The organism is Paracoccus actinidiae (genome assembly GCF_030863885.1).
GTDB lineage: Bacteria > Pseudomonadota > Alphaproteobacteria > Rhodobacterales > Rhodobacteraceae > Paracoccus > Paracoccus everestensis.
In genome coordinates this window covers 618,338-643,866 of the sequence record NZ_CP132956.1, presented here as the reverse complement: position 1 = coordinate 643,866, position 25,529 = coordinate 618,338, and the positions used below count along the sequence as shown (strand labels likewise).

The 25,529-nt window shown below is 66.4% G+C and carries 25 protein-coding genes, 1 tRNA gene and 4 pseudogenes; 17 read left to right on the top strand and 13 right to left on the bottom strand.

Going from position 1 to position 25,529, the window contains the following annotated elements:
* Positions 1–31 precede the first annotated feature (31 nt).
* The 12 genes and pseudogenes from selB to Q5701_RS03175 form a co-directional block, all read right to left on the bottom strand.
* Positions 32–1,840 (bottom strand): annotated as a pseudogene (selB, locus tag Q5701_RS03225) (selenocysteine-specific translation elongation factor); the annotation flags it as partial.
* A complete protein-coding gene (selA, locus tag Q5701_RS03220; RefSeq protein ID WP_306753721.1) occupies positions 1,837–3,204 on the bottom strand; it encodes an L-seryl-tRNA(Sec) selenium transferase in 1,368 nt (455 codons plus the stop codon). The pseudogene selB and the gene selA, both read right to left, overlap by 4 nt.
* A complete protein-coding gene (gene fdhE / locus Q5701_RS03215) occupies positions 3,204–4,121 on the bottom strand; it encodes a formate dehydrogenase accessory protein FdhE (protein ID WP_306753720.1) in 918 nt (305 codons plus the stop codon). The genes selA and fdhE overlap by 1 nt, the downstream gene beginning before the upstream one ends.
* A gap of 32 nt (positions 4,122–4,153) precedes the next feature.
* Positions 4,154–4,840 carry a formate dehydrogenase subunit gamma gene (locus Q5701_RS03210; RefSeq protein WP_306753719.1) on the bottom strand — a complete coding sequence of 229 codons (687 nt, stop codon included), beginning with the start codon at positions 4,838–4,840 and terminating at the stop codon, positions 4,154–4,156.
* Complete coding sequence (gene fdxH, locus Q5701_RS03205; protein WP_306753718.1) at positions 4,840–5,820, bottom strand: formate dehydrogenase subunit beta; 981 nt, start codon at positions 5,818–5,820, stop codon at positions 4,840–4,842. The genes Q5701_RS03210 and fdxH overlap by 1 nt, the downstream gene beginning before the upstream one ends.
* Complete coding sequence (gene fdnG / locus Q5701_RS03200) at positions 5,817–8,294, bottom strand: formate dehydrogenase-N subunit alpha (RefSeq protein WP_507185106.1); 2,478 nt, start codon at positions 8,292–8,294, stop codon at positions 5,817–5,819. The genes fdxH and fdnG overlap by 4 nt, the downstream gene beginning before the upstream one ends.
* Positions 8,295–8,306: 12 nt before the next feature.
* Positions 8,307–8,906, bottom strand: a complete 600-nt coding sequence (locus tag Q5701_RS23140) for a molybdopterin-binding domain-containing protein (RefSeq protein ID WP_234853488.1) — start codon at positions 8,904–8,906, stop codon at positions 8,307–8,309.
* Between the two features lie 182 nt (positions 8,907–9,088).
* Positions 9,089–9,499, bottom strand: a complete 411-nt coding sequence (locus tag Q5701_RS03195; RefSeq protein WP_306753716.1) for a cupin domain-containing protein — start codon at positions 9,497–9,499, stop codon at positions 9,089–9,091.
* 105 nt (positions 9,500–9,604) lie between these two features.
* A tRNA-Leu gene (locus Q5701_RS03190) sits at positions 9,605–9,687 on the bottom strand.
* A gap of 35 nt (positions 9,688–9,722) precedes the next feature.
* On the bottom strand, positions 9,723–10,637 hold the full coding sequence (locus Q5701_RS03185; protein ID WP_306753715.1) for a pseudouridine-5'-phosphate glycosidase: 915 nt from the start codon (positions 10,635–10,637) through the stop codon (positions 9,723–9,725).
* A complete protein-coding gene (locus Q5701_RS03180; protein WP_306753714.1) occupies positions 10,634–11,515 on the bottom strand; it encodes a PfkB family carbohydrate kinase in 882 nt (293 codons plus the stop codon). Before Q5701_RS03180 ends, Q5701_RS03185 begins: the two co-directional genes overlap by 4 nt.
* A complete protein-coding gene (locus Q5701_RS03175) occupies positions 11,512–11,859 on the bottom strand; it encodes an ArsR/SmtB family transcription factor (RefSeq protein ID WP_306753713.1) in 348 nt (115 codons plus the stop codon). The genes Q5701_RS03180 and Q5701_RS03175 overlap by 4 nt, the downstream gene beginning before the upstream one ends.
* Positions 11,860–12,065: 206 nt before the next feature.
* Between Q5701_RS03175 and Q5701_RS03170 the strand changes: the two genes are divergently transcribed.
* The 5 genes from Q5701_RS03170 to Q5701_RS03150 all read left to right on the top strand — a co-directional run bounded on the left by Q5701_RS03170 (position 12,066) and on the right by Q5701_RS03150 (position 14,690).
* Positions 12,066–12,413: an AtpZ/AtpI family protein gene (locus Q5701_RS03170; RefSeq protein WP_306753712.1), complete on the top strand. Its 348-nt coding sequence runs from the start codon at positions 12,066–12,068 to the stop codon at positions 12,411–12,413.
* Positions 12,414–12,415: 2 nt separating this feature from the next.
* Positions 12,416–13,171, top strand: coding sequence for a F0F1 ATP synthase subunit A (locus tag Q5701_RS03165; protein ID WP_234853483.1), 756 nt, complete (start codon positions 12,416–12,418; stop codon positions 13,169–13,171).
* A gap of 58 nt (positions 13,172–13,229) precedes the next feature.
* On the top strand, positions 13,230–13,466 hold the full coding sequence (locus tag Q5701_RS03160; protein WP_089343169.1) for a F0F1 ATP synthase subunit C: 237 nt from the start codon (positions 13,230–13,232) through the stop codon (positions 13,464–13,466).
* A 76-nt stretch (positions 13,467–13,542) separates the two neighbouring features.
* The gene (locus Q5701_RS03155; RefSeq protein ID WP_306753711.1) at positions 13,543–14,133 is read left to right on the top strand and encodes a F0F1 ATP synthase subunit B'; all 591 of its coding nucleotides are present in this window, start codon (positions 13,543–13,545) and stop codon (positions 14,131–14,133) included.
* The gene (locus tag Q5701_RS03150) at positions 14,130–14,690 is read left to right on the top strand and encodes a F0F1 ATP synthase subunit B (protein ID WP_234853481.1); all 561 of its coding nucleotides are present in this window, start codon (positions 14,130–14,132) and stop codon (positions 14,688–14,690) included. Before Q5701_RS03155 ends, Q5701_RS03150 begins: the two co-directional genes overlap by 4 nt.
* A gap of 72 nt (positions 14,691–14,762) precedes the next feature.
* Here Q5701_RS03150 and Q5701_RS03145 read toward each other — a convergent pair whose 3' ends face one another.
* A complete protein-coding gene (locus Q5701_RS03145) occupies positions 14,763–15,425 on the bottom strand; it encodes a YiaD family glycine zipper/OmpA-like lipoprotein (protein ID WP_306753710.1) in 663 nt (220 codons plus the stop codon).
* Positions 15,426–15,602: 177 nt separating this feature from the next.
* On the opposite strand from Q5701_RS03145, the gene nth reads away from it, so the two are divergent.
* From nth to Q5701_RS03085, 12 genes and pseudogenes are all read left to right on the top strand, one after another.
* Positions 15,603–16,265 (top strand): endonuclease III, encoded by a 663-nt coding sequence (nth, locus tag Q5701_RS03140; protein ID WP_234853479.1) that lies wholly within the window; start codon positions 15,603–15,605, stop codon positions 16,263–16,265.
* Positions 16,262–17,275: an adenosine kinase gene (locus tag Q5701_RS03135; protein ID WP_306753708.1), complete on the top strand. Its 1,014-nt coding sequence runs from the start codon at positions 16,262–16,264 to the stop codon at positions 17,273–17,275. Before nth ends, Q5701_RS03135 begins: the two co-directional genes overlap by 4 nt.
* A gap of 160 nt (positions 17,276–17,435) precedes the next feature.
* Positions 17,436–18,698, top strand: a complete 1,263-nt coding sequence (gene fabF / locus Q5701_RS03130; protein ID WP_306753707.1) for a beta-ketoacyl-ACP synthase II — start codon at positions 17,436–17,438, stop codon at positions 18,696–18,698.
* Positions 18,695–19,879 carry an endolytic transglycosylase MltG gene (mltG, locus tag Q5701_RS03125; protein WP_306753705.1) on the top strand — a complete coding sequence of 395 codons (1,185 nt, stop codon included), beginning with the start codon at positions 18,695–18,697 and terminating at the stop codon, positions 19,877–19,879. The genes fabF and mltG overlap by 4 nt, the downstream gene beginning before the upstream one ends.
* Positions 19,880–20,004: 125 nt before the next feature.
* Positions 20,005–20,436, top strand: coding sequence for a hypothetical protein (locus Q5701_RS03120; RefSeq protein WP_234853475.1), 432 nt, complete (start codon positions 20,005–20,007; stop codon positions 20,434–20,436).
* Positions 20,437–20,697: 261 nt separating this feature from the next.
* On the top strand, positions 20,698–21,108 hold the full coding sequence (locus Q5701_RS03115) for a permease (protein WP_234853474.1): 411 nt from the start codon (positions 20,698–20,700) through the stop codon (positions 21,106–21,108).
* Positions 21,059–22,398, top strand: a pseudogene (locus Q5701_RS03110) (DNA-packaging protein). Before Q5701_RS03115 ends, Q5701_RS03110 begins: the two are co-directional and overlap by 50 nt.
* Before the next feature lie 102 nt (positions 22,399–22,500).
* Positions 22,501–23,412: pseudogene (locus Q5701_RS03105) on the top strand (phage portal protein); the annotation flags it as partial.
* A gap of 67 nt (positions 23,413–23,479) precedes the next feature.
* On the top strand, positions 23,480–24,412 hold the full coding sequence (locus Q5701_RS03100; RefSeq protein WP_306753704.1) for an IS5 family transposase: 933 nt from the start codon (positions 23,480–23,482) through the stop codon (positions 24,410–24,412).
* A 53-nt stretch (positions 24,413–24,465) separates the two neighbouring features.
* Positions 24,466–24,747, top strand: a pseudogene (locus Q5701_RS03095) (phage portal protein); the annotation flags it as partial.
* Positions 24,748–24,751: 4 nt separating this feature from the next.
* Positions 24,752–24,985 (top strand): GTA head formation protein, RCAP_rcc01685 family, encoded by a 234-nt coding sequence (locus tag Q5701_RS03090; protein WP_234853471.1) that lies wholly within the window; start codon positions 24,752–24,754, stop codon positions 24,983–24,985.
* 3 nt (positions 24,986–24,988) lie between these two features.
* Positions 24,989–25,516: an HK97 family phage prohead protease gene (locus Q5701_RS03085; protein ID WP_306753702.1), complete on the top strand. Its 528-nt coding sequence runs from the start codon at positions 24,989–24,991 to the stop codon at positions 25,514–25,516.
* Positions 25,517–25,529: the final 13 nt, after the last annotated feature.

The following is a 25,529-nucleotide window of genomic DNA, read 5'->3' as shown; positions in this document are numbered from 1 at the left end:
GGCCGTGGCGGTCGAAAAAGTCGAGGATCTCGATGGCGACCTTGCGGCCGTTCTGGACCCGGTCGCGGAATGCGGGGGCGGTGAACCAGCCGTCTGCCGAGCTGGCTGCCACGTCCTCGATGATTGCGACCATTTCCGCCGTGACCTCGCGCGCGAAGAAATGGTCATGCGCGATCTGGTCGGTGCGGCCCAGCTTTTGCGTCAGGCGCAACACGCGGCGCACGTCCTTTTCGTCGATGCCAAGGTCGGCCGCGAAATCACGCACGCGGGGCGGGCGGAAACGGGCGTCGCCCCCCAGGGCGGGGGCGATGCGGTCCCACAGGGCCTCGTCCTCGGGGGAAAGGCGGACCTCGTGGCCGGGCAGGCGGACAAAGGCGCCGTCCAGCACGATGCCGCCTTGCGCGGCTTCAGTGCGCAGAAAGGTCAGGAAGGCATCCTTGGGCAGGCGCGGCTGCAACGCCAGGCGCAGGCGTTCGCGGCCCAGGCCGGGCAGGTCGGGATTGTCGTCGTGGAACAGGGACAAGGTTTCAGCCAGTTGCCGTCGCAGGCTGTCCAGGCTGTCGCGGCCCAATGCCAGGTCGCCGATGGGAACGGCTGCCGCGCTGCGAACGGCATTCGACAGCGCCGTGGGCGTCAGGCTGCGGTCGCGGGCGAAGGGGGTCAGTTCGACCGGCGCCACGGCCAGCATCGCGGACAGCGCCGCACCGGGGGCGGCGGCCCGCGCGGCATGGATCAGCGCCAGCCGGTCCGGCGTGCGGCGCTTGCAGGCCGGGGCGCGCAGGTCCAGAAAGCGCCCGCCGCCGATGGTCCGGCTGGCGGACACGTCGCGCAGGATGAAGCGGTCATGCACCGCCGCCGCGATGGGCCGGTCCAGAACGATCTGGACCGGGCCGCTGCTGCCCGGCTGGATGGGATCGCCCAGGAGGACGATGCGTGCGCCGGTTTCAACCGCGTGGCTGTGCAGGCGGGCGGGAAACCAGGTGCCGATGGGCCTGGGTTCCCCCGCCAGCACGGTCAGCCAGGCGTCGATGCGGTCGGTTGGTGCGTGCAGCGCGGGCGACAGAACAACGTCGCCGCGATGGATGGCCTGTTTGCTGATCGCCTCGCCCGCCAGGTTCAGGGCGCAACGCTGGCCTGCCATGCCCTCGGTCGCAGGGCGGTTCTGGGCGTGGATGGCGCGCACGCGGGCAGGCAGGCCGCGCGGGCTGATCACCACGGAATCGCCCACGGCCACGCGCCCGGTCAGCACCGTGCCGGTGACGACCGTGCCCGCGCCGGACAGGGTAAAGCTGCGGTCCACGGCCAGCCGCATCGGGCCGTCGGCATGGCGGGCGGCGGTGTCCGTTTCGGCGGCGATCAGCGCCTGGCGCAGGGCGTCGATGCCTTCGCCGGTCAGCGAAGAGACCGGCAGGACCGGCGCATCGGCCAGGGCGGTGCCTGCCAAGGCCTCGCGGGTCCCGGCGGCGACTGCATCGCGCCGCGCCGGGTCCGCCAGATCGGCCTTGGTTAGCGCGACAATGCCGCGCGCGATGCCCAGCAGGTCCAGGATCGCGATATGTTCCCGCGTCTGCGGCATCACGCCGTCATCGGCGGCCACCACCAGCAGCGCCATGTCGATGCCGCCCGCGCCCGCCAGCATGGTGTGGATCAGCCGTTCATGGCCCGGAACGTCGACAAAGCCCGTTACGGACCCGGCCCCCAGGTCGGCATAGGCAAAGCCCAGGTCGATCGTGATGCCGCGGGCCTTTTCCTCGGCCAAGCGGTCGGCATCGGTGCCGGTCAGCGCCTTGACCAGGGCCGTCTTGCCGTGGTCGATATGCCCCGCCGTGCCGACGATCATGCCGACAGGGCCCCCAGCAGATCCTCGTCCCGATCCAGGCAGCGCAGATCCAGGATCAGCGCGCCGCCGTGGATATGGCCGACGACCGGGCAGGGCAGGGCGCGCAGCCGGGCCGACAGACGGTCGGGCGCATCGCCGCCCGGTCCCGTGATCCGCAGCCCGGCAGAAGGGATCGTGTCCGTGGGTAGCGACCCCGACCCGATCTGGCTGGCGCAATCCGTGGCGGTCACCGCGAAGCCCGGCAGCAGCGCGGCCACCTGCGGGGCCAGGCGCGCGGCCCGGGCGGCGATCTCCGCTTGCGGGCGCGACAGGTATCGCAGCGTGGGCAGGCGTTCGGCCAGCCGGTCCGGGTCACGGTAAAGGCGCAGCGTGGCCTCCAGCGCGGCGATGCGGATCTTGTCCAGCCGCAGCGCGCGTTTCAGCGGGTTCTTGTTGATCTGCGCGATCAGCTCCTTGCGCCCGACGATGAATCCCGCCTGCGGCCCGCCCAAGAGCTTGTCACCCGAAAAGGTGATCAGGTCCGCGCCCTCGGCCACCGCCTGGGCCACGGTGGGTTCGCTTCGCAGGCTCCAGGTGCCCAGATCGACCAGCGACCCCGATCCCAGGTCGTTCAGCAGCACAACGCCCGCCTTCCTGGCAATCTGCGCCAGCCGGGGCGCAGGGACTTCGGCGGTAAACCCCTCGATCCGGTAGTTCGAGGTATGGACCTTGAGGATCAGGCCTGTATCCGCCGTGATCGCGTCCTGATAATCGCGGGGATGGGTGCGGTTGGTGGTGCCCACCTCGACCAGACGGGCGCCGGCGCGGGCCATGATGTCGGGCATTCGAAAGGCGCCGCCGATCTCGATCAACTCGCCGCGCGACACGATGGCCCCCCGCCCCTGGCCAAATGTGTTCAGCGCGATCAGAACGGCGGCGGCGTTGTTGTTGACGATCGTCGCGTCCTCGGCCCCCGTCAATTCGCACAACAGCCCGCGCAGATGGTCGTCGCGCTGCCCGCGCCCGCCGCTGTCCAGGTCGAATTCCAGGGCCAGGGGGGCGGCCATGGCGGCGGATGCGGCGGCGATGGCCTCCTCGGCCAGGATGGCGCGGCCCAGGTTGGTGTGCAGGACGGTGCCCGTCAGGTTCAGCATCGGGCGCAGCTTGGACCGCGCGGCGGACGCCAGGTCGGCGGCCAGCAGGTGGGGCAGGCGCGCGGCCTCGGTCTCGCCGTCGGCGCCGTTGCGGATTGCCGTCCGCGCGGCATCCAGCCGGTTGCGGAGCGCAGTCGTGACCGCCGCGCGGCCATGGCCGTCGATCAGCGCCTGGCCCATCGGGGACAGCAGAACCTGATCGACCGAGGGCAGGGCGCGAAACCCCGCCATCAGTACCCCGCGATGAACGGGTTGAAGCCGCCGCGCCGGAAATCCGTGCCCTTCATCAGCATATCCAGGCCCAGGCTGGACACGTCGTCGGCAATCGGGTCCAGGCTGGCATTCTTGTTCTGATACAAGATTTTGACCCAGGAATTGCATTCGCTGCACAGCTCGGCCTTGACCGTCGCCTCGTCGGTTTCGACGCTGCGATAGCTGATGCCCTTGGTGGTGCCGCAGCACAGGCAGGTCACGCGAACCTCGTTCCACTGGGTCGCGCAGCATCCGCACGTGGCATAGCGGGTGCTTTCGATCCCCGCAGCACCCCCCACGACCGCCGACGTCGCGGGGCGCCCGCCGCAGGTGGGGCAGGTGCCGGTCCTGATCTTGACCAGCTTTGCCGCGTCCAGCGTGGCGGCCAGCCGCGCCAGGTGCAGTTGCACGGCGGCGGCCACGAACAGGTGCGGCGCGGCGCTGTCATCGGGGATCTTGTCGGACAGGATGTTGTCCAGCAGCCAGTGCCGGTCCGCGATGCCCGCAGCCGTCACGGCGGACAGCGCCAGCCGGGCGGCTTCGGGCATGGTCAGGCTGGCGGCATCCGCCAGAAAGCGGTCCAGCGTGGCGTGCATCCCTTCGTCCCGGCCCATGGCGGCGCGGTCTATGGGGGGCATCCGGCTGGACCGGGCAAGGTCCACCCGATCCGCCGGGATGGGCGCCACGGGCGGCAGTTCGCGGGCCAGCCGCGCCTGCAACGCCGTCAGGTCGCCCAGGAACCGCAGATAGGGGGCCAGGTTGCCGCCGTGATCGGCCAGAAAGGCGAACCGCCCGGCGCGCTTGTCAAAGACCGCCGCCGGGTTTGGCAAAAAAGCCAGCGGCGCCGTTGGGACGCCGCCGATGGCCGAGGGGTCGGGCTGGATGGTCGTGCTCATCTAATCTCCGGGCCGGACCGGCCACTTGTGCCTTATTCTGCGGGGCCGTTCTGGCGGCGTCCAGCCAGTTCGCGCAGCCATTTGCGGTGATGGCGATAAGCCCAGCCGCCGGTGACGGTGCCCCGGGTCATGGCCCGCAGCGTGCCGCGGGTCCAGAAGGCCGCATAAACGTGCAGGATGAACACCAGGATGATCGCCACTGCCGCAAGCGCATGGATCAGGACAGCCCAGCGGCGGGTGGGGATGCTGACCAGCTCGCCGAAGAACTGTTCCCAGATCATGATGCCGGACACGATCAGCACCACGATCAGGATCGTCATGGACCAGAAGATCATCTTTTGCCCGGCATTGTACTTGCCAAGCTCGGGCAGGTTTTCCTCGTTGCCCTTCACCACGTCGCCGATCTGGGCGACCCAGGTCCTGTCCTCGGGCTTGGGCATATTGAGGCGCCACAATTGGATGAACATGACCAAAAAGCTGACGAACAGCACCACGCCGATGATCGGGTGCAGCCATCGTGCCGTCTGCCCGCCGCCGAAAAGGCCTGTCAGGAAATACAGCGACGGGTGGAAGAACGCCAGGCCCGACAACAGCAGCAGGATCAGCGAGATCGCGGTGACCCAGTGGTTCGCCCGGATGAAACCCCGGTAACGGCTGACCGTCACCGGTTTCGTGGATTCGATCCGGTCGCCCGGTTCGGAATAATAGGGGCGCGCCATCAGACGGCCCCCCTGTCATCCGGGCCGGAACCGACCAGCCTTTCGGCGGCCTTTTCCTCGTGTTCGTCGACGCGGTTGGCGCGGGCGAAGATCCCGTGGATCGCCGCGCCCACGGCCGCAACCCCCAGGACCGCAAGCCCGGCGGTCTTGGTCACGCCCTTCCAACCTTCGACCACGGGCGAGATGCGCGGGTTTTCCGGCAAGCCGTTATAGATCGCGGGCTTGTCGGCATGGTGCAGCACGTAAAAGACATGGGTGCCGCCGACCCCTGCCGGGTCATAGATGCCCGCATTGTCATAGCCGCGCGATTTCAGGTCCGCGACCCGTTCATTGGCATGGGCGATCATGTCGTCCTTGGTGCCAAAGACGATGGCCTCGGTCGGGCAGGCCTTGGCGCAGGCCGGTCCCTGGCCCACCGCAACACGGTCCGAACACAGCGTGCATTTATAGCTTTTGTGATCGACCTTGCTGATGCGCGGGATGTCGAAGGGGCAGCCGGTCACGCAGTACCCGCAACCGATGCAGTTCTCGTGGATGAAATCGACGATGCCGTTGGAATATTGCACGATGGCGCCGGGCGCCGGGCAAGCCTTGAGGCAGCCCGGATCCTCGCAATGCATGCAGCCGTCCTTGCGGATCAGCCATTCCAGGTTGTCGGTTTCCGGGTTCACCCATTCGGCAAAGCGCATCAGGGTGAACATGTTGGGCGTCAGGTCGTGGGGGTTTTCGTAAACCCCCACGTTGGTTTCGACCTCGGGCTTGGTGTCGTTCCATTCGATGCAAGCCGACTGACACGCCTTGCAGCCGATGCATTTGGACACGTCGATCAGCTTGGCGACCTTGGTCAGTTGCCGATCCGGCTGCGGCACGTCCAGCGTGGCCGAGATTCGGACCACGTCGGACGGCAGCAGGTTGGACGCCATGGGTTGCACCGGCGGGTTCGCCGCCGCGGTCGTGGGTTGGGGCGCGGTCTCGCTCATGCCACCGGCTCCTCTGCTGCGGGTTCAATATTGACCATGAAGGCCTTGAATTCCGGCGTTTCCACGTTCGCGTCACCAACCCGAGAGGTCAGGCTGTTCGGGCCAAAGCCCTTGCGCGCCGCGCCCACAAAGCCCCAGTGCAGCGGAATGCCGATGACATGGACGGTCTTGCCATCCACCTGCATCGGCCGCAGCCGCTTGGTCACAAGGGCCTTGGCCCAGACCTCGCCCCGCTTGCTCCAGACCCGGACGCGGCCGCCACGGGCGATGCCCCGTTCGGCTGCCAGTTCCTCGCTGATTTCCACGAAGAACTCGGGCTGCAACGCGGCGTTCACCGGGTTGTGCTTGGTCCAGTAATGGAAATGCTCGGTCAGGCGATAGGAGGTCGCGACGAAGGGGAAACCGGGATCGCCGATATCCGCGAACTGGTCGGCCACGCTTTCGAAGACCCGCGCCACCGGATTGCCCCGCATCCTGGGGTTGAACACGTTGGCAACCGGCGATTCGAACGGCTCCATATGCGTGGGGAAGGGACCGTCCCGCATCATGCCCCGGCTGAACAGGCGCGACACGCCTTCCGGGTTCATGATGAAGGGATGGACCTCGCCCGGCTTTGCCGTGACCGGAATGTCCGGCACGTCATAGCCTTCCCATTTCTCGCCCGTCCATTCGATGATCTTGCGCGACGGATCCCAAGGCTTGCCCTGCGGGTCGCAGGAGGCAGCGTTATACAAGATCCGCCTGTTCGCAGGCCACGAGAAGGACCAGTTGGAAAAGGTGCCGGTGTTGTCGGGATCGTTATTGTCCCGACGCGCCATCATGTTGCCGTCCTCGGTCCAGCTGCCGGCATAGATCCAGCAACCGCCCATGGTCGATCCGTCGTCGCGATACTGGCCAAAGTTCGACAACTGCTGCCCGGCCTCGGCCACGACCTTGGTCGGGTCATTGAGGTCATAGACGGTGGACAGCGCACGGCCGTTCATTTCCTTTGCCAACTCGTCCGGCATGGGTTCCAGCGGGTCGGCATAGTCCCAGGTCAGGTTCAGGATCGGTTCGGGGAAAACCCCGCCCTCGTCCTGATAGAGCTTTTTCACCCGCTGGAAGATCTGCGCCATGATCCAGGTGTCGTGCTTGGCCTCGCCCGGGGGGGTCGCCCCCGCCCAGTGCCATTGCAGCCAGCGTCCCGAGTTGACCAGGGCGCCTTCATCCTCGGCAAAGCAGGTGGTGGGCAGTTCCAGAACCTCGGTCTGGATGGATGCCGTAGCCACGTCGTTATGGATGCCGTGGTTCTGCCAGAAATGCGAAGTTTCCGTGGTCAGCGGATCCATCACCACCAGCATCTTCAGCTTGGAAAACGCCTCGGTCATCCTGTCGCGGTTGGGGAAGGACAAAAGCGCGTTGAAGCCTTGGCAGAAATACAGGTTCACCTTGCCGTTGTTCATCATCTCGAACATGCGCATCGCGTCATAGGCAGGCACGTCGAGTTTCGGCAGATAGTCATAGGCCCAGTCGTTTTCCGGCGTCGCCGCGTCGCCCCACATGGACTTCATGAAGCTGACCATGAACTTGGAATAGTTCTGCCAATAGCTGGTCTGGCCCGGCACGATCGGCTTGAACCCGCGGGTGGACATATAGGTCGCCCAGTCCGCTTCCTTTTCCGTGGGAATGTTCAGATATCCCGGGATCAGGTTCGACATCAGGCCGATATCGGTCAGGCCCTGGATGTTGGAATGGCCGCGAAGCGCGTTCATCCCACCACCCCGGACGCCGATATTGCCCAGGATCAGCTGCAGCATCGCCATGCTGCGGATGTTCTGCGCGCCCTTGGAATGCTGCGTCCAGCCAAGCGCATACATCGAGGTCATGGTCTTGGTCGGCGTCGAGCATTCGCCGATCATTTCGGCGATGTGGAGGAACTTGTCCGCAGGCGTGCCGCAGACGCGTTCCACCATCTCGGGCGTATAGGCGTCGACATGGGCCTTCAGCAGGTTCCAGACGCAACGCGGGTCCTGAAGCGTGGGATCGGTCTGGACGAAGCCGTCCTCGCCCATCTTGTAGTCCCAGGACGACTTGTCATAGTCGCGCTTTTCCTCGTCATAGCCGGTGAAAAGCCCGTCGGACCAGCCGAACTCGTCCTTCACCAGGAAGGAGGCGTTGGTATAGTTGCGGACGTAATCCCACTGAACCTTGTCGTTCTCGATCATCCAGCGGATCATGCCCATCAGGAACACGATGTCGCTGCCCGGACGGATCGGGGCATAGTAATCGGCCACCGATGCCGTGCGGGTGAATCGGGGATCGACCACGATCAGCCTGGCGCCGCGATGGTGTTTCGCCTCGGTCACCCATTTGAAGCCGCAGGGATGCGCTTCGGCGGCATTGCCGCCCATGACAATGACAAGGTCGGTATTCTTGATGTCGGTCCAGGAGTTGGTCATCGCTCCACGGCCAAATGTCGGGCCCAAACTGGACACCGTGGGGCCGTGTCAGACGCGCGCCTGGTTATCGAATCCGACGATCCCCATGGACCGGACCGTCTTGTAGGTCAGCCATGCGGTCTCATTCGTGGTTGCCGACGCCGCCAGGAAGCCCGTCGTCGTCCAGCGATTGACGGGCACGCCCGCCTCGTTCGTCTGGATGAAGTTGGCGTCCCGGTCGTCCTTCATCGCGCGGGCGATCTTGTCCAGGGCTTCTTCCCAGGTGATGTCCTGGAATTCGGCGCCGCCTGCTGCGCGATAGCGCGGCTTGGTCAGGCGCGTCGGCGCGTGGACGAAATCCTTGAGCGCGGCGCCCTTGGGGCACAGCGTGCCGCGGTTCGTCGGGTGGTCCGCGTCGCCCTCGATGTGCAGAAGCTCGGCGGTCTCGCCGGCTTTCACGTCACCCTTGGAATAAAGGATGATGCCGCAAGCGACCGAGCAATAAGGGCAGGTGTTGCGCGTTTCCGTGGTCGTGGCCAGCTTGAAGGCGCGCACATGCGCCTGTTCCGCCGCCTCGGCCTCGCCGAAGCCCATGGCCCCAAGCGATGTCGCCGCAACCCCCGCGCCCGCCAGCTTGAAAAAGCCGCGCCGCGAAAGGTCGATGTTCATAAGACCCTCCTGCTGCCTGTCGATAGATAGGTACAAAACGAGATTGCTGACCGGACGGTTGAAAGTCAAGCGAACGCAGGGGGCGGGCAACCAGCCGTTCCAAGCGGCGTTCGTTCTCAGCGGCCCCTTCAAGGCAGCCAAAAGCATATCAAGCTGCCGACAGCAAAGATCTGTCCGGACGGCTAGCGTGGAACAAGTCCTTCAAGTTCAGGCAATAAGACGACGCTTTCCTGTTCGTTCGGATCTGTGCGGGCGATCACGGCCACCACGGGATCGGGTCCGGGATTGAACAGCAGATGCGGTTCCCCCGCCGGAATATAGACCATGTCGCCCGCGCTCGCGCGCATGTGATGCTGCAGCCGGTCGCCATACCACATCTCCGAAACCCCGCTCAGGACATAGATCGCCGTTTCGTGGTCGCTGTGCAGATGTGCCTTGGCGCGCCCGCCGGCCGGGATCGTCAGAAGATGCAGGCAGATGCCGGTCGTGCCGACGCTTTCAGCCGAGATCCCTTCGAGATAGCGGAAGCCTTGCTTGCCATCATAGGTTCCGCCCGGCCTGACCAGCCGACACTGCCCCTCGTCACTCATCATGGTCTCCCATGTCGGCACAGGTGAACAGTCATACCGTATCGGGTCGGACACGATCCTTCCAAGTTCCCACGGGCAGGGTGTTCACGTCAAGCAGCAGGGTGGATGTGGTGCGCGGCGAGGGACTCGAACCCCCACGCCGAAGCGGTTGGACCTAAACCAACTGCGTCTACCAATTCCGCCAGCCGCGCACGCCGCCAGCCTTACGGCAGAAGGGGTTGTCTGGTCAACGGGTCATGGCGATGGCGATCTGCGACGCCAGGCGGGCGTTGTTCAGGACCAGGGCGATGTTGGATTGCAGCGACCGGCCACCCGTCAGTTCGAAGATGCGTTGCAGCAGGAAGGGCGTGACCTCCTTGGCGGCGACGCCTTGGGTTTCGGCTTCGGACAGGGCTTGTTCGATGACCGGCATGATCTGGTCGCGGGCGATCTCGGCTTCGGGGGGGATCGGGTTGGCGACCAGTTGGCCGCCTTTCAGGCCCAGGCGCCCGCGCATGGCGGCGGCGGCGGCGATCTGGCCGGCATCGTCCATGCGCAGCGGCGCGCGGATCCCGCTGTTGCGCGACCAGAAGGCGGGCAGGTCGTCCTGGCCATAGGCGATCACCGGGACGCCCAGGGTTTCCAGCACCTCCCATGTCTTTGGCAGGTCCAGGATCGCCTTTGCGCCCGCCGCGACCACCGTTACCGGGGTTTGCGACAGTTCCTGCAGATCGGCGGAAATGTCGAAGCTGCTTTCCGCCCCCCGATGCACGCCCCCGATGCCGCCGGTGGCAAAGACCCGGATGCCCGCCAGATGCGCGCAGATCATGGTCGCCGCCACCGTGGTCGCACCCGTGCGGCCATTGGCAAGGCAGACCGCCAGATCGGCGCGCGACAGCTTCATCGCCTGATCGGACGGGGTCCGGGCCAGGGCCTGCAAGGCGTCGTCCGTCAGCCCCACATGGATCTGCCCGTCCATGACCGCGATCGTCGCGGGCACCGCGCCATTGTCGCGGATCACCTGTTCCACCTGCCGCGCCATCTCCAGGTTCTGCGGCCAGGGCATCCCGTGGGTGATGATCGTCGATTCAAGCGCGACAACCGGGCGGCCGGCGGCAAGCGCGTCGGACACCTCGGGCGAATGGGTCAGGGGGGCGGTCATGGAACGTCCTTTCCGGAAACATGGGCTGCTGCGGCTTCCACCGCGCGGCGCAGGGATGTGTCGCGCGGCTGGCCTGCCAGTTCGGCGGCAAGATGTGCCGCCAGAAAGCAATCGCCCGCGCCGGTCACGCGGGCCACGGTCACGGCGGGCGGGGCAAAGGTCAGGGTGGGCGCGCCCGCCATCGCCTCGGCCACAAGTTGGGGACCGTCGGTCACCAGCACGCGGGCGGCGCCGCGCGCCACCACGGCTTGCGCGGCGCTGGCGGCATCAGGGCAGGCGTGGCCGGCAAGGATCTCGGCCTCGAGCCGGTTGAGGTAGAAGCAGCCGCGGCGGGCGGCGATCAGCGGTTCCAGCCGCTCGGCCTTGCCGGGGCTGGCGGGGACCACGCGCAGGTCGGCGCCCATCAGGCGGGCGTCGCGGGCAATGGCGTCCAGCAGGGCGGCGGTCAGGTTGCCGTCCAGGACCACCGGCGCGGTCCAGCCGGACAACGCGCCGTCCAGCGGCGCAAGAATGGCGGCGCCCGCGTCTTCCAGGCTGTGGACATCGGCAATGGCGGCGATCAGCCCTTCGCTGTCCTCGATGCCCATATAGGTGTCGGTGGGCAACCCGGTGTCGCGGGCCAGATGCGCGGTGATAACGCCCAGCCGTTCGGCCTCGGCCACAAGCGCGTGGCCTTCCGGGTCGCGGCCCACGGCGGACAGCACAGCGGGGCGCAGGCCCCAGCGGGCAAGGGCCACGGCGACGTTCAGCGCCACCCCGCCGGGAATGTGGCGAATGCGGCCCGGCACATCGGCGCCCGGCGCCATGCGGCGCGGCGCGCGGCCGATCACGTCCCACAGCATCGCACCGATGCACAGGATGTCGGGGCGAGGGGTCATTCCTTGGTCCAGTCCTGCATCTCGGCTTCCAGAAAGCGCTCGAAATCGTCGAGGTCAACCGGGTCGAACTGCCCAAATCCCCCCATCCAGACCGAGGCCGCGCGCATCCCGTCGGGATCCAGCTTGCACCAGGTGATCCGGCCCCGCCGTTCCTGCCGGATCAGGCCCGCCGCCGCAAGAACCGACAGGTGCTTGGAAATCGCCGCAAGGCTCATCTCGAAAGGCTGGGCCACGTCGCTGACGGCCATGTCGTCCTCCAGCAGCATCGACAGCACGCGCCGGCGCGTGGGATCGGCCAGGGCGGCGAAGATCAGGTCCAGGCGGTCGGGCAAGGGGGCGTTCATCAAGGTCCAGAGCAGGTCGATGACCGGAATGGTCAACCATGCGGTTGAATAATGTCCGGGCGGGGCAGGGATTGCAAGTCGCACGCGGCGGTGATGCGATCTGGAAAACGATGATTATTCAAAAGGTTGATCATCATGGCCAGTTGCTTGACTTGCCCGGCGATCCACCCTAGACACCCGGCAACCGAATAACGGGGACGTGACAGATGGCCGATCGGCCCGGGAACGACGCGGACAGGGAAGCGGATGCGGCCCGCCTGCGCGACCTGGAAGGACGGCTGTCCAAGCTGACCAAACAGCCGGAGGCCGCCGGGCCGATGGCGGGCTATGACAAGGCGCACGTCGCCTGGCGCATGGTCACCGAAATCGTCGCGGGCATCATGCTGGGCGCCGGGATCGGATACGGGTTGGACTGGCTGTTCGGCACCTTGCCGATGATGCTGATCCTGTTTGTACTTTTGGGCTTCGTGGCCGGCATCAAGGTGATGATGCGCACGGCAGCCGAACTTGGCAGCACCTCCGGCAAGACGCCGGGCACCGACGAGAGGGACTGATCGTGGCGACAGAAGCGCATGGCGAGGCAACCGGCCTGTCTTTCCACCCGATGGACCAGTTCATCGTGCGCCCGCTGTTTGGCGACGGGGCGGTCCACTGGTACACGCCGACCAATGTCACGCTGTGGCTGTTCCTGATCGTCGTGGCCACGCTGGCGCTGCTGGTCATGGGGACGCGCGGGCGTGCCATCGTGCCGAACCGCAGCCAGTCGATGGCCGAACTGGCCTATGGCCTGGTCCACAAGATGGTCGCCGACATCGCGGGCAAGGACGGGCTGAAGTATTTCCCCTATATCATGACGCTGTTCATGTTCGTGCTGTTCGCGAACTTCCTGGGCCTGCTGCCCATGGCCTTCACGGTCACCTCGCACATCGCGATCACCGGGCTGCTGGCCGTGGCGGTCTTCCTGACCGTGACCACCATCGGGTTCGTCAAGAACGGCGCGCATTTCCTGGATCTGTTCTGGGTCCGCTCGGCGCCCCTGGCGATCCGCCCGGTTCTGGCGGTGATCGAGGTCATCAGCTATTTCGTGCGCCCCGTCAGCCACTCCATCCGACTTGCAGGCAACATGATCGCCGGTCACGCCGTGATCAAGGTGTTCGCGGGCTTTGCGGCCATCGCCGCCGTTGCCCCGATCTCGATCCTGGCGGTTGTCGGCATGTATGCCTTTGAAATCCTGGTGGCCTTCATCCAGGCATACGTCTTTACCATCCTGACCTGCGTTTACCTGAAGGACGCGCTGCATCCGTCGCACTGACGCCGGACGCACAGGTCATCACCCCCATCCACAACTTCCAACCGCAAGGAGCATCATCATGGAAGGCAATATCGGAGAACTGGGCCAGTACATCGGCGTCGGCCTGACCGCCATCGGCATGGGCGGGGCCGCCATCGGTGTGGGCAACGTTGCCGGCAACTTCCTGTCGGGCGCCCTGCGCAACCCGTCGGCCGCCGCCGGCCAGACCGCCACGCTGTTCATCGGCATGGCCTTTGCCGAAGCCCTGGGGATCTTCTCGTTCCTCGTCGCGCTTCTGCTGATGTTCGCGGTCTGATTCCTGTTCATCCTTGCGGCGGGGTGGGGGTTCGCCTCCGCCCCTTCGTGACCTGACAAGGCCAAGGGATCTGGACATGATCAGCCTGTTGCAACAGGCCGCCACAACCGCGGCCGAACATACCGAAAGCGTCGCCAGCTCGATCGCGCATGGCGAGACCGAGACGGCCACGGGCCTGCCCCAGCTGGACACCGCGACGTTTGCGAACCAGATTTTCTGGCTCATCGTCACCATGCTGGTGCTGTATTGGGTCGTGGCCAAGATCGCGCTGCCGCGCATCGGCGCCGTCCTGTCGGACCGCCAGGGCGCCGTGACCGGCGATCTGATGGCCGCCGAGGAATTCAAGCTGAAGGCCAAGGAGGCCGAGGCTGCCTATGACAAGGCCCTTGCCGATGCACGGGCCGAGGCTGGCAAGATCGTTGCGGCCAATCGTGCGGAAATCCAGAAGGAACTGGACGCCGCCATTGCCCATGCCGATGCCGAGATTTCGGCCCGCGCGGCGGAATCGGAAAAGCGCATCCGCGAGATCCGCGATTCCGCCGACACCGACGCGCGCGAGGTCGCCCGCGATGTTGCCGCCGAACTGGTGCGCAGCTTTGGCGGGACGGTGGATCAGGCTGCGGTCGATCAGGCCGTGGACAGCCGCATGAAGGGGACGTTGCAATGAAGAAACTTGCCGTCATTGCTGCTGCCGCGCTGACCGCCGGACCGGCCTTTGCCGCGACGGGTTCGTTCTTTTCGCTGGGAAATACGAACTTCATCGTCCTGATCTCGTTCTTGGTCTTCGTGGGCGTGCTGCTGTATTTCAAGGTTCCCGCCCGGATCGGCGCACTGCTGGACAGCCGCGCGGCAGGCATCCGGCGCGACCTGGACGAGGCCAAGCGCCTGCGCGAGGAAGCGCAGGAAATCTATGCCAGCTATGAACGTCGCCAGCGCGACGTGGCAGGGCAGGCGGATCAGATCGTCGCCAATGCAAAGCGCGAGGCCGAAGGCCAGGCCGCCAAGGCCCAGGCCGATCTGAAAGCATCCATCGAACGCCGCCTGAAGGGGGCCGAGGATCAGATCGCCAGTGCCGAGGCCGATGCGGTGCGCGCCGTGCGCGACCGTGCTGTGCAGGCGGCGATTGCCGCGGCATCCGCCCTGCTGGCCCAGCAGGTGCGCGGCGGGCAACGGTCCGCCGGGATCGACGAAGCCATCGAAGACGTGGCGCGTCGTTTGAACTGACGGGCGCAAGCCGGATCAGCGGACAGTGAAAAACCCCCGTCGCGCAAGCGGCGGGGGTTTCGCTTATAGGAATCAGTTGGTCGGGCGGATCAGGATCTCGACCCGGCGGTTCTGGGCGCGGCCTTCGGCTGTGTTGTTCGACGCGATGGGTTGGTTATACCCTGCGCCAGAGGCCATCAGACGGCCGGACGACACGCCCGCTGCGGCCAGGATGCCTGCGACGGATTGCGCGCGGCGTTGCGACAGGTCCATGTTCAGCGCCATGCTGCCTGTATTGTCGGTATGGCCCACGACCTCGACCCGGCTGTTGGGGTATTGGTTCAGGTTGCGCGCGACGGCATACAGGTCGTTCTGGGCGGCGCCCGACACGGCGGCGGAACCCGTGGCGAACAGGATGCCTTCGGGCATGACGACCTGCAGATAGGATCCCCGGTTGATCACCTGGATGTTCGGGTTTGACAGCGACTGTTGCAGGGCCTGTGCCTGGCGATCCAGGACATTGCCGGCGACGGCGCCCGCCGCCGCGCCCAGGATCGCGCCGCGCGCGGCGTCCCGGCCTTCGTTGTTGCTGTCGTCATCGCGGGTCGCGCCCAAGACGGCGCCGACCGCGGCCCCGGCCAGGGCGCCTTGCTGGGTGCGGCTCATGCCGGTGGTGCCGGTGCCGTCGGTGGGCGCGCAGGCGCCAAGGGCGACAAGGCCCGATGCGGCCAGGAGGGTTGTGAGGCGAAGGTTCATGGGCTTTCCTTTCCGGGACTCGCAGCCTTGCGGCTGCCGCTCAACGTGCGGAGGCTGGCGCAGTTCCGGGGGAAAGGAAAGTCACGGCTGCGTGGAACCTGCTGGATTGGCGGAAAAATCCTTGAACAACGGGCCGGGCTTGCAATGCCCGGCGGGGGCAGTCAAAAGCAACGGGCCATGGTCCAGCCCCGCCGTCTGCCGCAGCCCTTGCCCTTTGCCCATCAGGTCGCGATTTTCTCGCGGCTGGCGGGCGCGAACGCGAAGCCGGAAACCGAGCTGGAATTCACCAACCCCTTCACGCTGGTCGTGGCCGTTGCGCTGTCGGCGCAGGCGACCGACGTGGGGGTGAACAAGGCGACCAGGGGCCTGTTCGCGGTGGCGGACACGCCGCAGAAGATGCTGGCCCTGGGGCTGGACGGCGTGACCGACCATATCAAGACCATCGGGCTGTTCCGCCAGAAAGCCAGGAACGTGATGGCCCTGTCGCGCATCCTGGTGGACGAATATGGCGGCGAGGTTCCCGACAGCCGCGCGGCGCTGATGACCCTGCCCGGCGTGGGGCGCAAGACGGCCAATGTGGTGCTGAACACGGCTTTTGGCCATCCGGCGCAGGCGGTCGATACGCATATCTTCCGCGTGGGCAACCGCACCCGGATCGCGCCGGGCCGCGACGTGGACGAAGTGGAACGCGCGATCGAGGACAACGTGCCAGCCCGGTTCCAGGACAACGCCCATCACTGGCTGATCCTGCACGGCCGATACATCTGCCAGGCCCGCCGCCCGCGCTGTGCGGTCTGCATCATCCATGACCTGTGCCCATATGAGGAGAAGACCGCATGACCACCCCTTACGTGATCGGCATCGGCAATGCGGTGATGGACGTGATCTCGCCTACCGATGACGCGCGGCTTGCGGCATTGGGGGTGCAGAAGGGGATCATGCAGCTGATCGAGCGGGAACGGTCGGAATACCTGATGGCCGCGCAGGCCGACGACCATGGGCCGGAGCGCGCCCGATCGCGGCTGGTGCCGGGGGGATCGGTGGCGAACACGCTGGCCGGGATCGGGATGCTGGGGTTGCGCACGGCCTTTATCGGGCGGGTCGCCAATGATGCGCTGGGCCTGTCCTATGCCGAGCAGACCGAGGCGGCGGGGACGGTCTTCGTGAACCCTCCGGTCGCGGGGGACCAGTTGCCCACGTCGCGCAGCATCATCCTTGTGACGCCGGATGGCGAGCGGTCGATGAACACCTATCTGGGGATTTCCGCCGAACTGGGGCCGGACGACGTGAATCCCTCGGTCTTTCAAGGGGCCGGGTGGCTGTTCCTGGAAGGCTATCTGTTCGACAAGCCCAAGGGGAAGGAGGCTTTCCTGAAGGCCGCGCGGTCTTGTCACGAAGCAGGCGGGCAGGCAGGCATCGCGCTGTCCGATCCGTTCTGCGTGGACCGTCACCGCGCGGATTTCCGGCGACTGGTGGCAGGGCCGATGGATTATGTGATCGGCAACATCCACGAATGGACCTCGCTGTATCAGGTCACGGATCTGGAGGAGGCGCTGCGCCTGGCATCGGCCGATTGCGGCACGGTGATCTGCACCCGGTCGGGGGACGACGCGATCCTGATCCGGGAAGGCGAGCGGGTAACCGCGCCGGTCCATCGGGTCGTGCCGGTGGATGCGACGGGGGCCGGGGACCAGTTCGCGGCGGGACTGATCTATGGGCTGGCGCAGGGGGCGCCGCTGGTGGTGGCGGGCCGGATGGGTTGCGTGGCCGCAGCCGAGGTGATCGGGCACGTCGGGCCACGCCCCGAACGCGACCTGCGGGCGGATTTCAGGGCCGAAGGGTTGGTCTGATTGCGTCCCGCGAAGGCTGGGGGCGCTTCGCCCCCCAGACCCCCCGAGGATATTTGGACCAAGGCAAAGGCCCGCCGGATAGAGGGCAGGCGCGACGTTGCGTGGATCTCGTGGCGCGTGTATCAGGGCCGCAACGAATTTGCAGCGTGAAGGACATCGGATGCGCAGGGTTGTTGTCACCGGGTTGGGAATGGTCACGCCGCTGGCCTGCGGCGTCGAGGCGACGTGGGAACGGCTGTTGGCCGGGCAGTCCGGCGCGGGGCCGATTACCCGGTTTGATCCCAAGGACGTGGTGACGAAATACGCCTGCGAGATCCCCATGGGTGATGGCCGCGACGGCAGCTTCAACCCCGACGACTGGATGGAGCCGAAGGACCGGCGCAAGGTCGATGATTTCATCCTGTACGGGATGGCCGCAGCGGTTCAGGCCGTCCAGGATTCCGGCTGGGAGCCCCAGACCGATGAGGACCGCGAGCGGACCGGGGTGATGATCGGGTCGGGGATCGGCGGGCTGACCTCGATCGCGGAAACGGCGGTGCTGATCAAGGAACGCGGGCCGAAGCGGGTGTCGCCCTTCTTTATTCCCGGTGCGCTGATCAACCTGGTGTCGGGCCAGGTGTCGATCCGCTTTGGCTTCAAGGGGCCGAACCACGCGGTCGTGACCGCCTGTTCCACGGGCGCCCACGCCATCGGCGACGCCGCGCGGCTGATCATGCTGGGCGATGCCGATGTGATGGTCGCGGGCGGGGCCGAAAGTCCCATCAGCGAGATTGGCATCGCGGGCTTCAACGCCTGCAAGGCGCTGTCGACCAAGCGCGACAACGATCCGCAGGCGGCCTCGCGTCCCTATGACATGGACCGGGACGGGTTTGTCATGGGCGAGGGTGCGGGCTGCGTGATCCTGGAGGAATATGAGCACGCGCGGGCGCGGGGTGCCAAGATCTATGCCGAGGTGCTGGGATACGGGTTGTCGGGGGATGCCTATCACATCACCGCGCCCAGCGAGGATGGCGACGGCGGCTTCCGGGCGATGCAGAACGCGCTGCGCCATGCGAGGCTGGAGCCGTCCGACATCGACTATATCAATGCGCATGGCACCAGCACCATGGCCGATACGATCGAGCTGCGTGCGGTGGAACGCCTGTTGGGCGACCACGCGCCGAACGTGGTGATGTCGTCCACCAAGTCAAGCATCGGCCACCTGCTGGGGGCTGCGGGCGCGGTCGAGACGATCTTTTGCACGCTGGCGATTCGGGACGGGATTTGCCCGCCGACGATCAACCTGGACAATCCGGCAGTCGAACCGCAGCTTGACCTGGCAGCTAACGCGGCTGTCCGGCGCCGCGTCGACGTGGCCTTGTCGAACAGCTTTGGATTTGGGGGCACGAATGCCTGCCTGGTCCTTGGAAAGGTCCGGGGATGATCTGGCGCAACATCGCCTCGAACTTCCTGACGCTGATGATCGTGCTGCTGATCGCCGCGGCGGCCGCGGTGGCATGGGGCAAGCATCAGTTCACCGGGCCGGGCCCAAGCGCTGTGGCACAATGCGTGCAGGTGGCGCCGGGGGCCAGCCTGAACGCGGTCAGCCAGCAACTGGTGGAGCAGGGGGCGATCAGCAATTCCTATGTCTTCCGGGCAGGAACGGATTACCTGGAAAAGGCGCGGGATCTGAAGTTCGGCAGCTATCTGGTTCCGCCCCGTGCCAGCATGGGGCAGATCGTCGATGTGATCACGGCAGGCGGGCCTTCGACCTGCGGGACCGAGGTGGTGGTGCGGGTCGGCGTGCGCGAGAATACGGTGATGTTGCGCGACATGAACCCGGATACCGGCGCCTTCGAGGAGATGGCCCGGTTCGATCCGGCGACCGAGCAACCGCCGCAGGCGATCAGCACGGCGGTTGACCGGCCGGGCGCGCGGCTGCGGGTCGCCATGGCCGAGGGCGTGACCAGCTGGCAGGTGGTCGAGGCCTTGAAGGCCGCGCCCTTCCTGAGCGGCGAGATCGAGGAGGTTCCCGCCGAGGGCAGCCTGGCGCCGGACACCTATGAGGTCGAGAAGGGCGGCAGCCGTTCGGCCTTGCTGGCCCAGATGGCGCAGCGGCAGGCGGCGATCCTGGCCGAGGAATGGGAAGCACGGCCGTTCGGCCTGCCCTATGCTTCGCCCGAGGAGGCGCTTGTAATGGCGTCGATCGTGGAAAAGGAGACCGGCCTTGCCGAGGAGCGGCCCCAGGTCGCCAGTGTCTTCGTGAACCGGCTGGAACGCGGGATGCGGCTGGAAACGGACCCGACGGTGATCTATGGCATCACGAACGGGCAGGGGGTTCTGGACCGGGGCTTGAGGCGGTCCGAACTGGCGGCGCCCACGCCCTATAACACCTATCGCGTGGATGGGCTGCCGCCGACGCCGATCGCCAATCCGGGCCGGGCGGCGATCCGGGCGGCCCTGAACCCCGACAGCACGGATTACATCTTTTTCGTGGCGGACGGGACCGGGGGGCATACCTTTTCGCGCACGCTGGAGGAACACAACGCCGCCGTCGCGCGCTGGCGCGAGATCGAACGCCAGCAGGGCGGCGATCCGACCAGTCCCGTCCAGGGCGACGGCTGAGCCGGCCCAAGCCGTGCAAAGGGTTTGACAAGGCCCGCCCCCCGCCGCAGCATCGCAGGCAAGGGGCGGGCTTTTCCGATGGCGTGGACCGCGCCGGGCCTGAGTCTTTGCAAGGAGGTTGAGCCATGAGACTGTCCGATATGTTTTCCACCCTGGCCGAGAATGCGCGCACCTATGAAAAGCGCGTGACCGAGTGGCAGGACAATATGAGCAGCCGCAACGACGAGATGATGGCAAGTGCGCGCAAATGGCAGGAAACAGCCATGCAGCGCCAGGACGAGATGAACCGTCAGTTCCAGAACTATTTCGAGGAAGCCGGGGAAAATGTCCGCAATCAGTGGCAGGTCATGCAGACCGCCTGGGAAGAACAGTTCCAGAAGATGCGCGACAAGGGCGAGGAAATGCGCGCCGCCGCCATGAAGTCGGGACACTTGCCGGAATGGACCGAGGCCTATGCCGCGCAGATGGTCGGGTTCGCGCAGAAGATGCAGGACGAGGCTGCCAATGCAATCGCCGCCGCGACCGAGGCCAAGGGCCAGAAAAAGAAGGACGTCTAGGCGAATCCCGATGCGCTGCGACAGTCTGCCTGGGCGGGTGTTGCATGGGGTGTTGCGCGGATCAAGGCTTTGTTCGGGTTGGTTAAACTTGGGTGAACCGAACGCCCGTGGGTTTAGCGATTGACTTACCGAACGCCCTAAGGTAGAACATTTCCATGCTGGGAGAAATGGGCAAGCGGCCGGGGGGCACCCCTTGGGCCGCTTTTTCGTTTTTCGGCTCGTGCGGACAGGACACGAGGCGGGACAGTTTGCATGAACGATATGGAATGGCGCGGGGTTTCTGACCTCGAAGGACCGTTCGTGTCCGGGGTCAACCCGGTCCGGGCGGACGTGAAGCCGGTTGCGAGTGCGGAGGCTGCGATGGACCCCAGCGAGGCCATTGCCGTCGCCGAGGGTTTGTTCTGGTCCTATGTCAAGGATTTGAAACGACACGAGGCCGCGTTGGAGGCCCGGCAAAGTGGGGCCGTCGATCCCGCCGAGTTGAAGGACGCCATGCAGACCGCAAAGGTCGTCCGCGAAGCGGTCGGCCTTTTGATGGTGGAAAGGAACAGGGTTGACAAGTTACGCAAGGATATCGCCGGCGGGGTCGGGGGCGGAAGCCTTGACCTTGACGCGGCACGAGATGAAATCGGGCGCCGCCTGGCTTGCCTCCGCCGCGCCGGAGGACGTTGACGCTTTCCTGGGCGGGCTTTCGGAAAACGCGCTGATGGCATTGCCCTGGCTGTTCGAGTTCTGGGCCTTGCCCCACCAGTTGCCCCCCGAGGGCGACTGGAAGACCTGGGTCATCATGGGCGGGCGCGGTGCGGGCAAGACCCGCGCCGGGTCCGAATGGGTGCGGCGGATGGTCGAGGGACCGAGCGCCGCCGCACCCGGGCGCTGTCATCGCGTGGCCCTGGTCGGGGAAACCTTTGACCAGGTGCGCGAGGTGATGGTGTTCGGGGAAAGGGGGTCCTCGCCTGCTCTCCTCCCGACCGGCGTCCCGTCTGGGAGGCCGGGCGCAAGCGGCTGGTCTGGGCCAACGGCGCGACGGCCACGGTTTATTCCGCGCACGAGCCCGAGGCCTTGCGCGGGCCGCAGTTCGACGCGGCCTGGGCGGACGAGCTGGCCAAGTGGAAGAAGTCCGAGGATGTCTGGGATATGCTGCAATTCGCGCTGCGCCTGGGGGACAATCCGCAGCAGGTGGTCACGACCACGCCGCGCAACGTGGGCGTGCTGAAGCGGATCCTGGGCAACGCGTCCACGGTCACGACCCATGCGCCCACGGATACGAACCGCGCTTATCTGGCGGAAAGCTTCCTGGCCGAGGTGGCGCAGCGTTATGGCGGCACCCGGCTGGGGCGGCAGGAACTGGATGGCGTGCTGCTGGACGATGTCGAGGGCGCGTTGTGGACGACGGCCATGCTGGAAGGTTGCCGGGTGGACCGGGCGCCCAGGCTGTCGCGCGTCGTCGTGGCGGTCGATCCGGCGGTCACTGCAGGCAAGGCCAGCGACGAATGCGGGATCGTGGTCGCGGGCGTCGTGGCCGAGGGCGAGCCGGGCGACTGGCGGACCTAGGTGCTGGAGGACGCCACGATCAGGGGCGGGCCGTTGGACTGGGCCCGTGCCGCGATTGCCGCGATGGACCGGCATGGGGCGGAACGCCTAGTGGCCGAGGTGAACCAGGGCGGCGACCTGGTGGAAAGCGTGATCCGGCAGGTGGATCCGCTGGTGCCTTTCCGGGCCTTGCGGGCCGGTCGCGGCAAGGGGCTGCGGGCCGAGCCTGTGGCCGCGCTGTACGAGCAGGGGCGGGTCAAGCACCTGCGCGGGCTTGGCGCGCTGGAGGACCAGATGTGCCAGATGACGGTGCGCGGCTTCGAGGGGCGCGGGTCGCCGGACAGGCTGGATGCGCTGGTCTGGGCGATCCACGAACTGGTGATCGAGCCGGGAGCAAGCTGGCGGCGGCCGCAGATGCGGAGGTTGTAGCAAAAGCCGGGGGCGCTTCGCCCCCCGGACCCCCAGAGGATATTTGGACCAGGATGAAAGGGCTGCCGTTTGACGGCCCTTTTTCGTGGCATGGAGGCAGAGATGGCGTTTCGAATGTTTTCGCGGGAGGAAAAGCAGGCCCCCGCGCCGGAAAGAAAGGCCAGTGCGACGGGCCGAGTGGTGGCGCTGGCCAGCGGCGCGGGCCGCGCGGTCTGGTCGTCGCGTGACACGGCCAGCCTGACGCGCGGCGGGTTCGTGGGCAATCCCGTGGGCTTTCGCTGCGTGAAGCTGATCGCCGAGGCAGGGGCTGCCGTGCCGCTGGTCTGCGAGGATCGCGACCGGCGCTATGACGTGCATCCCGTGCTGGATCTGTTGCGTCGCCCCAATCCGGGCCAGGGCCGGGCAGAACTGTTCGAGGCGTTGTTCGGGCAGATGCTGTTGTCGGGCAACGGCTATGTCGAGGCGGCTGGCCTGGGTGCGCAGGGGCTGCCCGAGGAACTGCACGTGCTGCGGTCGGACCGGATGAGCATCGTTCCAGGGGCGGACGGATGGCCTGTGGCCTATGAATATGCGCTGGGCGGGCGCAAGCATCGGTTCGACATGACCGGCAGTCCCGACCCGATCTGCCACGTCAAGTCCTTCCATCCGCAGGACGACCATTACGGCCTGTCCCCCATGCAGGCGGCGGCGGTTGCGTTGGATGTCCACAACAGCGCATCGGCCTGGTCCAAGGCACTGCTGGACAACGCGGCGCGGCCCTCGGGGGCCATTGTCTATAAGGGCATCGACGGCCAGGGGGTTCTGTCGCCCGAACAATACGACCGGCTGGTGGGCGAGATCGAGATGAACCACCAGGGCGCGCGCAATGCGGGGCGTCCGATGCTGCTGGAAGGGGGACTTGACTGGAAGCCGATGGGGTTCAGCCCCAGCGACATGGAGTTCCACGAGACGAAGCTGTCGGCGGCGCGAGAGATCGCGCTGGCATTCGGCGTGCCGCCCATGTTGCTGGGGATCGGCGTTGTTGCAGAACTCGCCCGAGCGAGGATTCACGCGGGGACTGCTGTAGGTTAAGCGTCCTCGCATGACGAAGCCTGAACCTGCCCGCTACCGTACGACGAACTGGAAATCCTACAATGATGCCCTGAGGCGGCGCGGCTCGCTGCTGATCTGGTTGGACAAGGACATGGCGTGGCTGGCGAACAGGGCGGGGCGGCCCGGCCGCCCGCCCGTGTTCTCCGATGCGGCAATCCAGTTCTGCCTGATGGTGAAGGTGCTGTTTGGTCTGCCGCTTCGGCAATGCACGGGCATGGTGTCCAGCATCTTGGAGATGGCTGGGCTCGACTGGGCGGTGCCAGACTTTTCCACTCTGAGCCGCAGACAGAAGACCCTTGCCGTTCAGATATCCAGCCGCCGCGCGTCAGGGCCGCTGAACCTGCTGGTGGACAGCACCGGGATCAAGTTTCTGGGCGATGGAGAGTGGCTGGCGCGCAAGCACGGCACGCACCGCAGGCGCCAATACCGCAAGGTCCATCTGGCCATGGACACAGCTACTGGTGACATCCGGGCGGTGGAATTCACCTCAAGCCGTGAGGGAGACAGCCCGGTTCTGCCGGGCCTTCTGGATCAGATCCCGCCCGATGAGCAGATCGGCACCGTGACGGGCGACGGCGCCTTCGACACCCGGCGCTGTCATACCGCAATCGTGGATCGCGGTGGCACGGCCGTCATCCCGATCCGCAAGAACGGGCGCCTCTGGAAGGAGGATTGCCCCGCCGCCCGCGTCCGCAACGACATCCTTCGCGCGAGCAGGCGCTTCGGTCGTGCCACCTGGAAGCACTGGTCCGGCTATCACGTCCGAAGCAGGATCGAGGCGAGAATGCGCTGCCTCAAATCCTTCGGCGAGCGGATCGCCTCAAAAGACCCGGACAGACAAACGGCCGAAGTCCACATCCGCGTCGCACTCATGAACCGCTTCAACGCACTCGGCACCGCCGAGATCGAACGCGTGGCATGACGATGGCGGGGTAAGGGGAACTCACCTCAAAAGGTGAGTTCTGCAACAACGCCCTGGGGATCCCCGGTGACGCGACCTATGCCAACTATGCCGAGGCGCATCGGGCCTTTTACCGGCTGACGGTGCTGCCGTTGGCTACGCGGGTCGCGGCATCGGTCGCCTGGTGGCTGTCCGAGCATCTGGGCGCCGAGTTCGAGTTACGCCCGGATCCCGACCGCATCCCGGCCCTGGCCGAGGAACGGGACCAGCAATGGGCCAGGATTGGGGCCGCGGCCTTTCTGACGGATGCGGAAAAGCGGGCGCTGCTGGGCCTGCCGCCGCTGGCCGGAGCGTGATCGGATGGAAGGGTCGCGCTTTGTGAAGGACAGCTTTGGCTGGCACGACCAGCGGTTCGAAGCTCAGGAACGGATCATGGCGCTGCAATTCGGCGGCATGGAGAAGCGGCTGGAGCGGATCGAGGCGCTGATTGAGGGGCTGGAGCGTCGGTTGTGGATGACCGTTTATGGCGTCGTCGCGGTGATCCTGACGCAGGCCGTGCAGGGCATTATCGAATTTGCGCCCAAAGGAGGCTGACGAATGGTTCCGGGACTTGAAGTGAAATTCGCGGGCGGTGCGCCCGTCCTGACCGACGGGCAGGTGATCGAGGGCTATGCCAGCCTTTTCGGGATGACGGACCAGGGGGGCGACGCGGTGGCGCCGGGGGCCTTTGGCGCATCCCTCGCGCGGCTGGCGGCCAAGGGCGACAAGGTGCGGATGCTGTGGCAGCACGACCCGGCAAAGCCCATCGGCGTCTGGGACGAGATCCGCGAGGACGAGAAGGGATTGTGGGTCAAGGGGCGGTTGCTGCCCGAGGTGACCCAGGCTCGGGAAGCCGCGGCCCTGATCCAGGCGGGCGCCATCGACGGCCTGTCCATCGGCTATCGCACGATCCGGGCGGAACGGGACAAGCAGGGCCGCCGCGTGCTGGCCGAGGTCGAGTTGTGGGAAGTGTCGCTGGTCACGTTCCCGATGCTGCCCGAGGCCAAGGTGGGCCGCAAGGACGCGGACGACCTGCGCGAGGTGGCGGTACTGTTTGTGGCTGCGGCAGAGGCCTTGCGGGTTTGAGATTGGCGGTGCG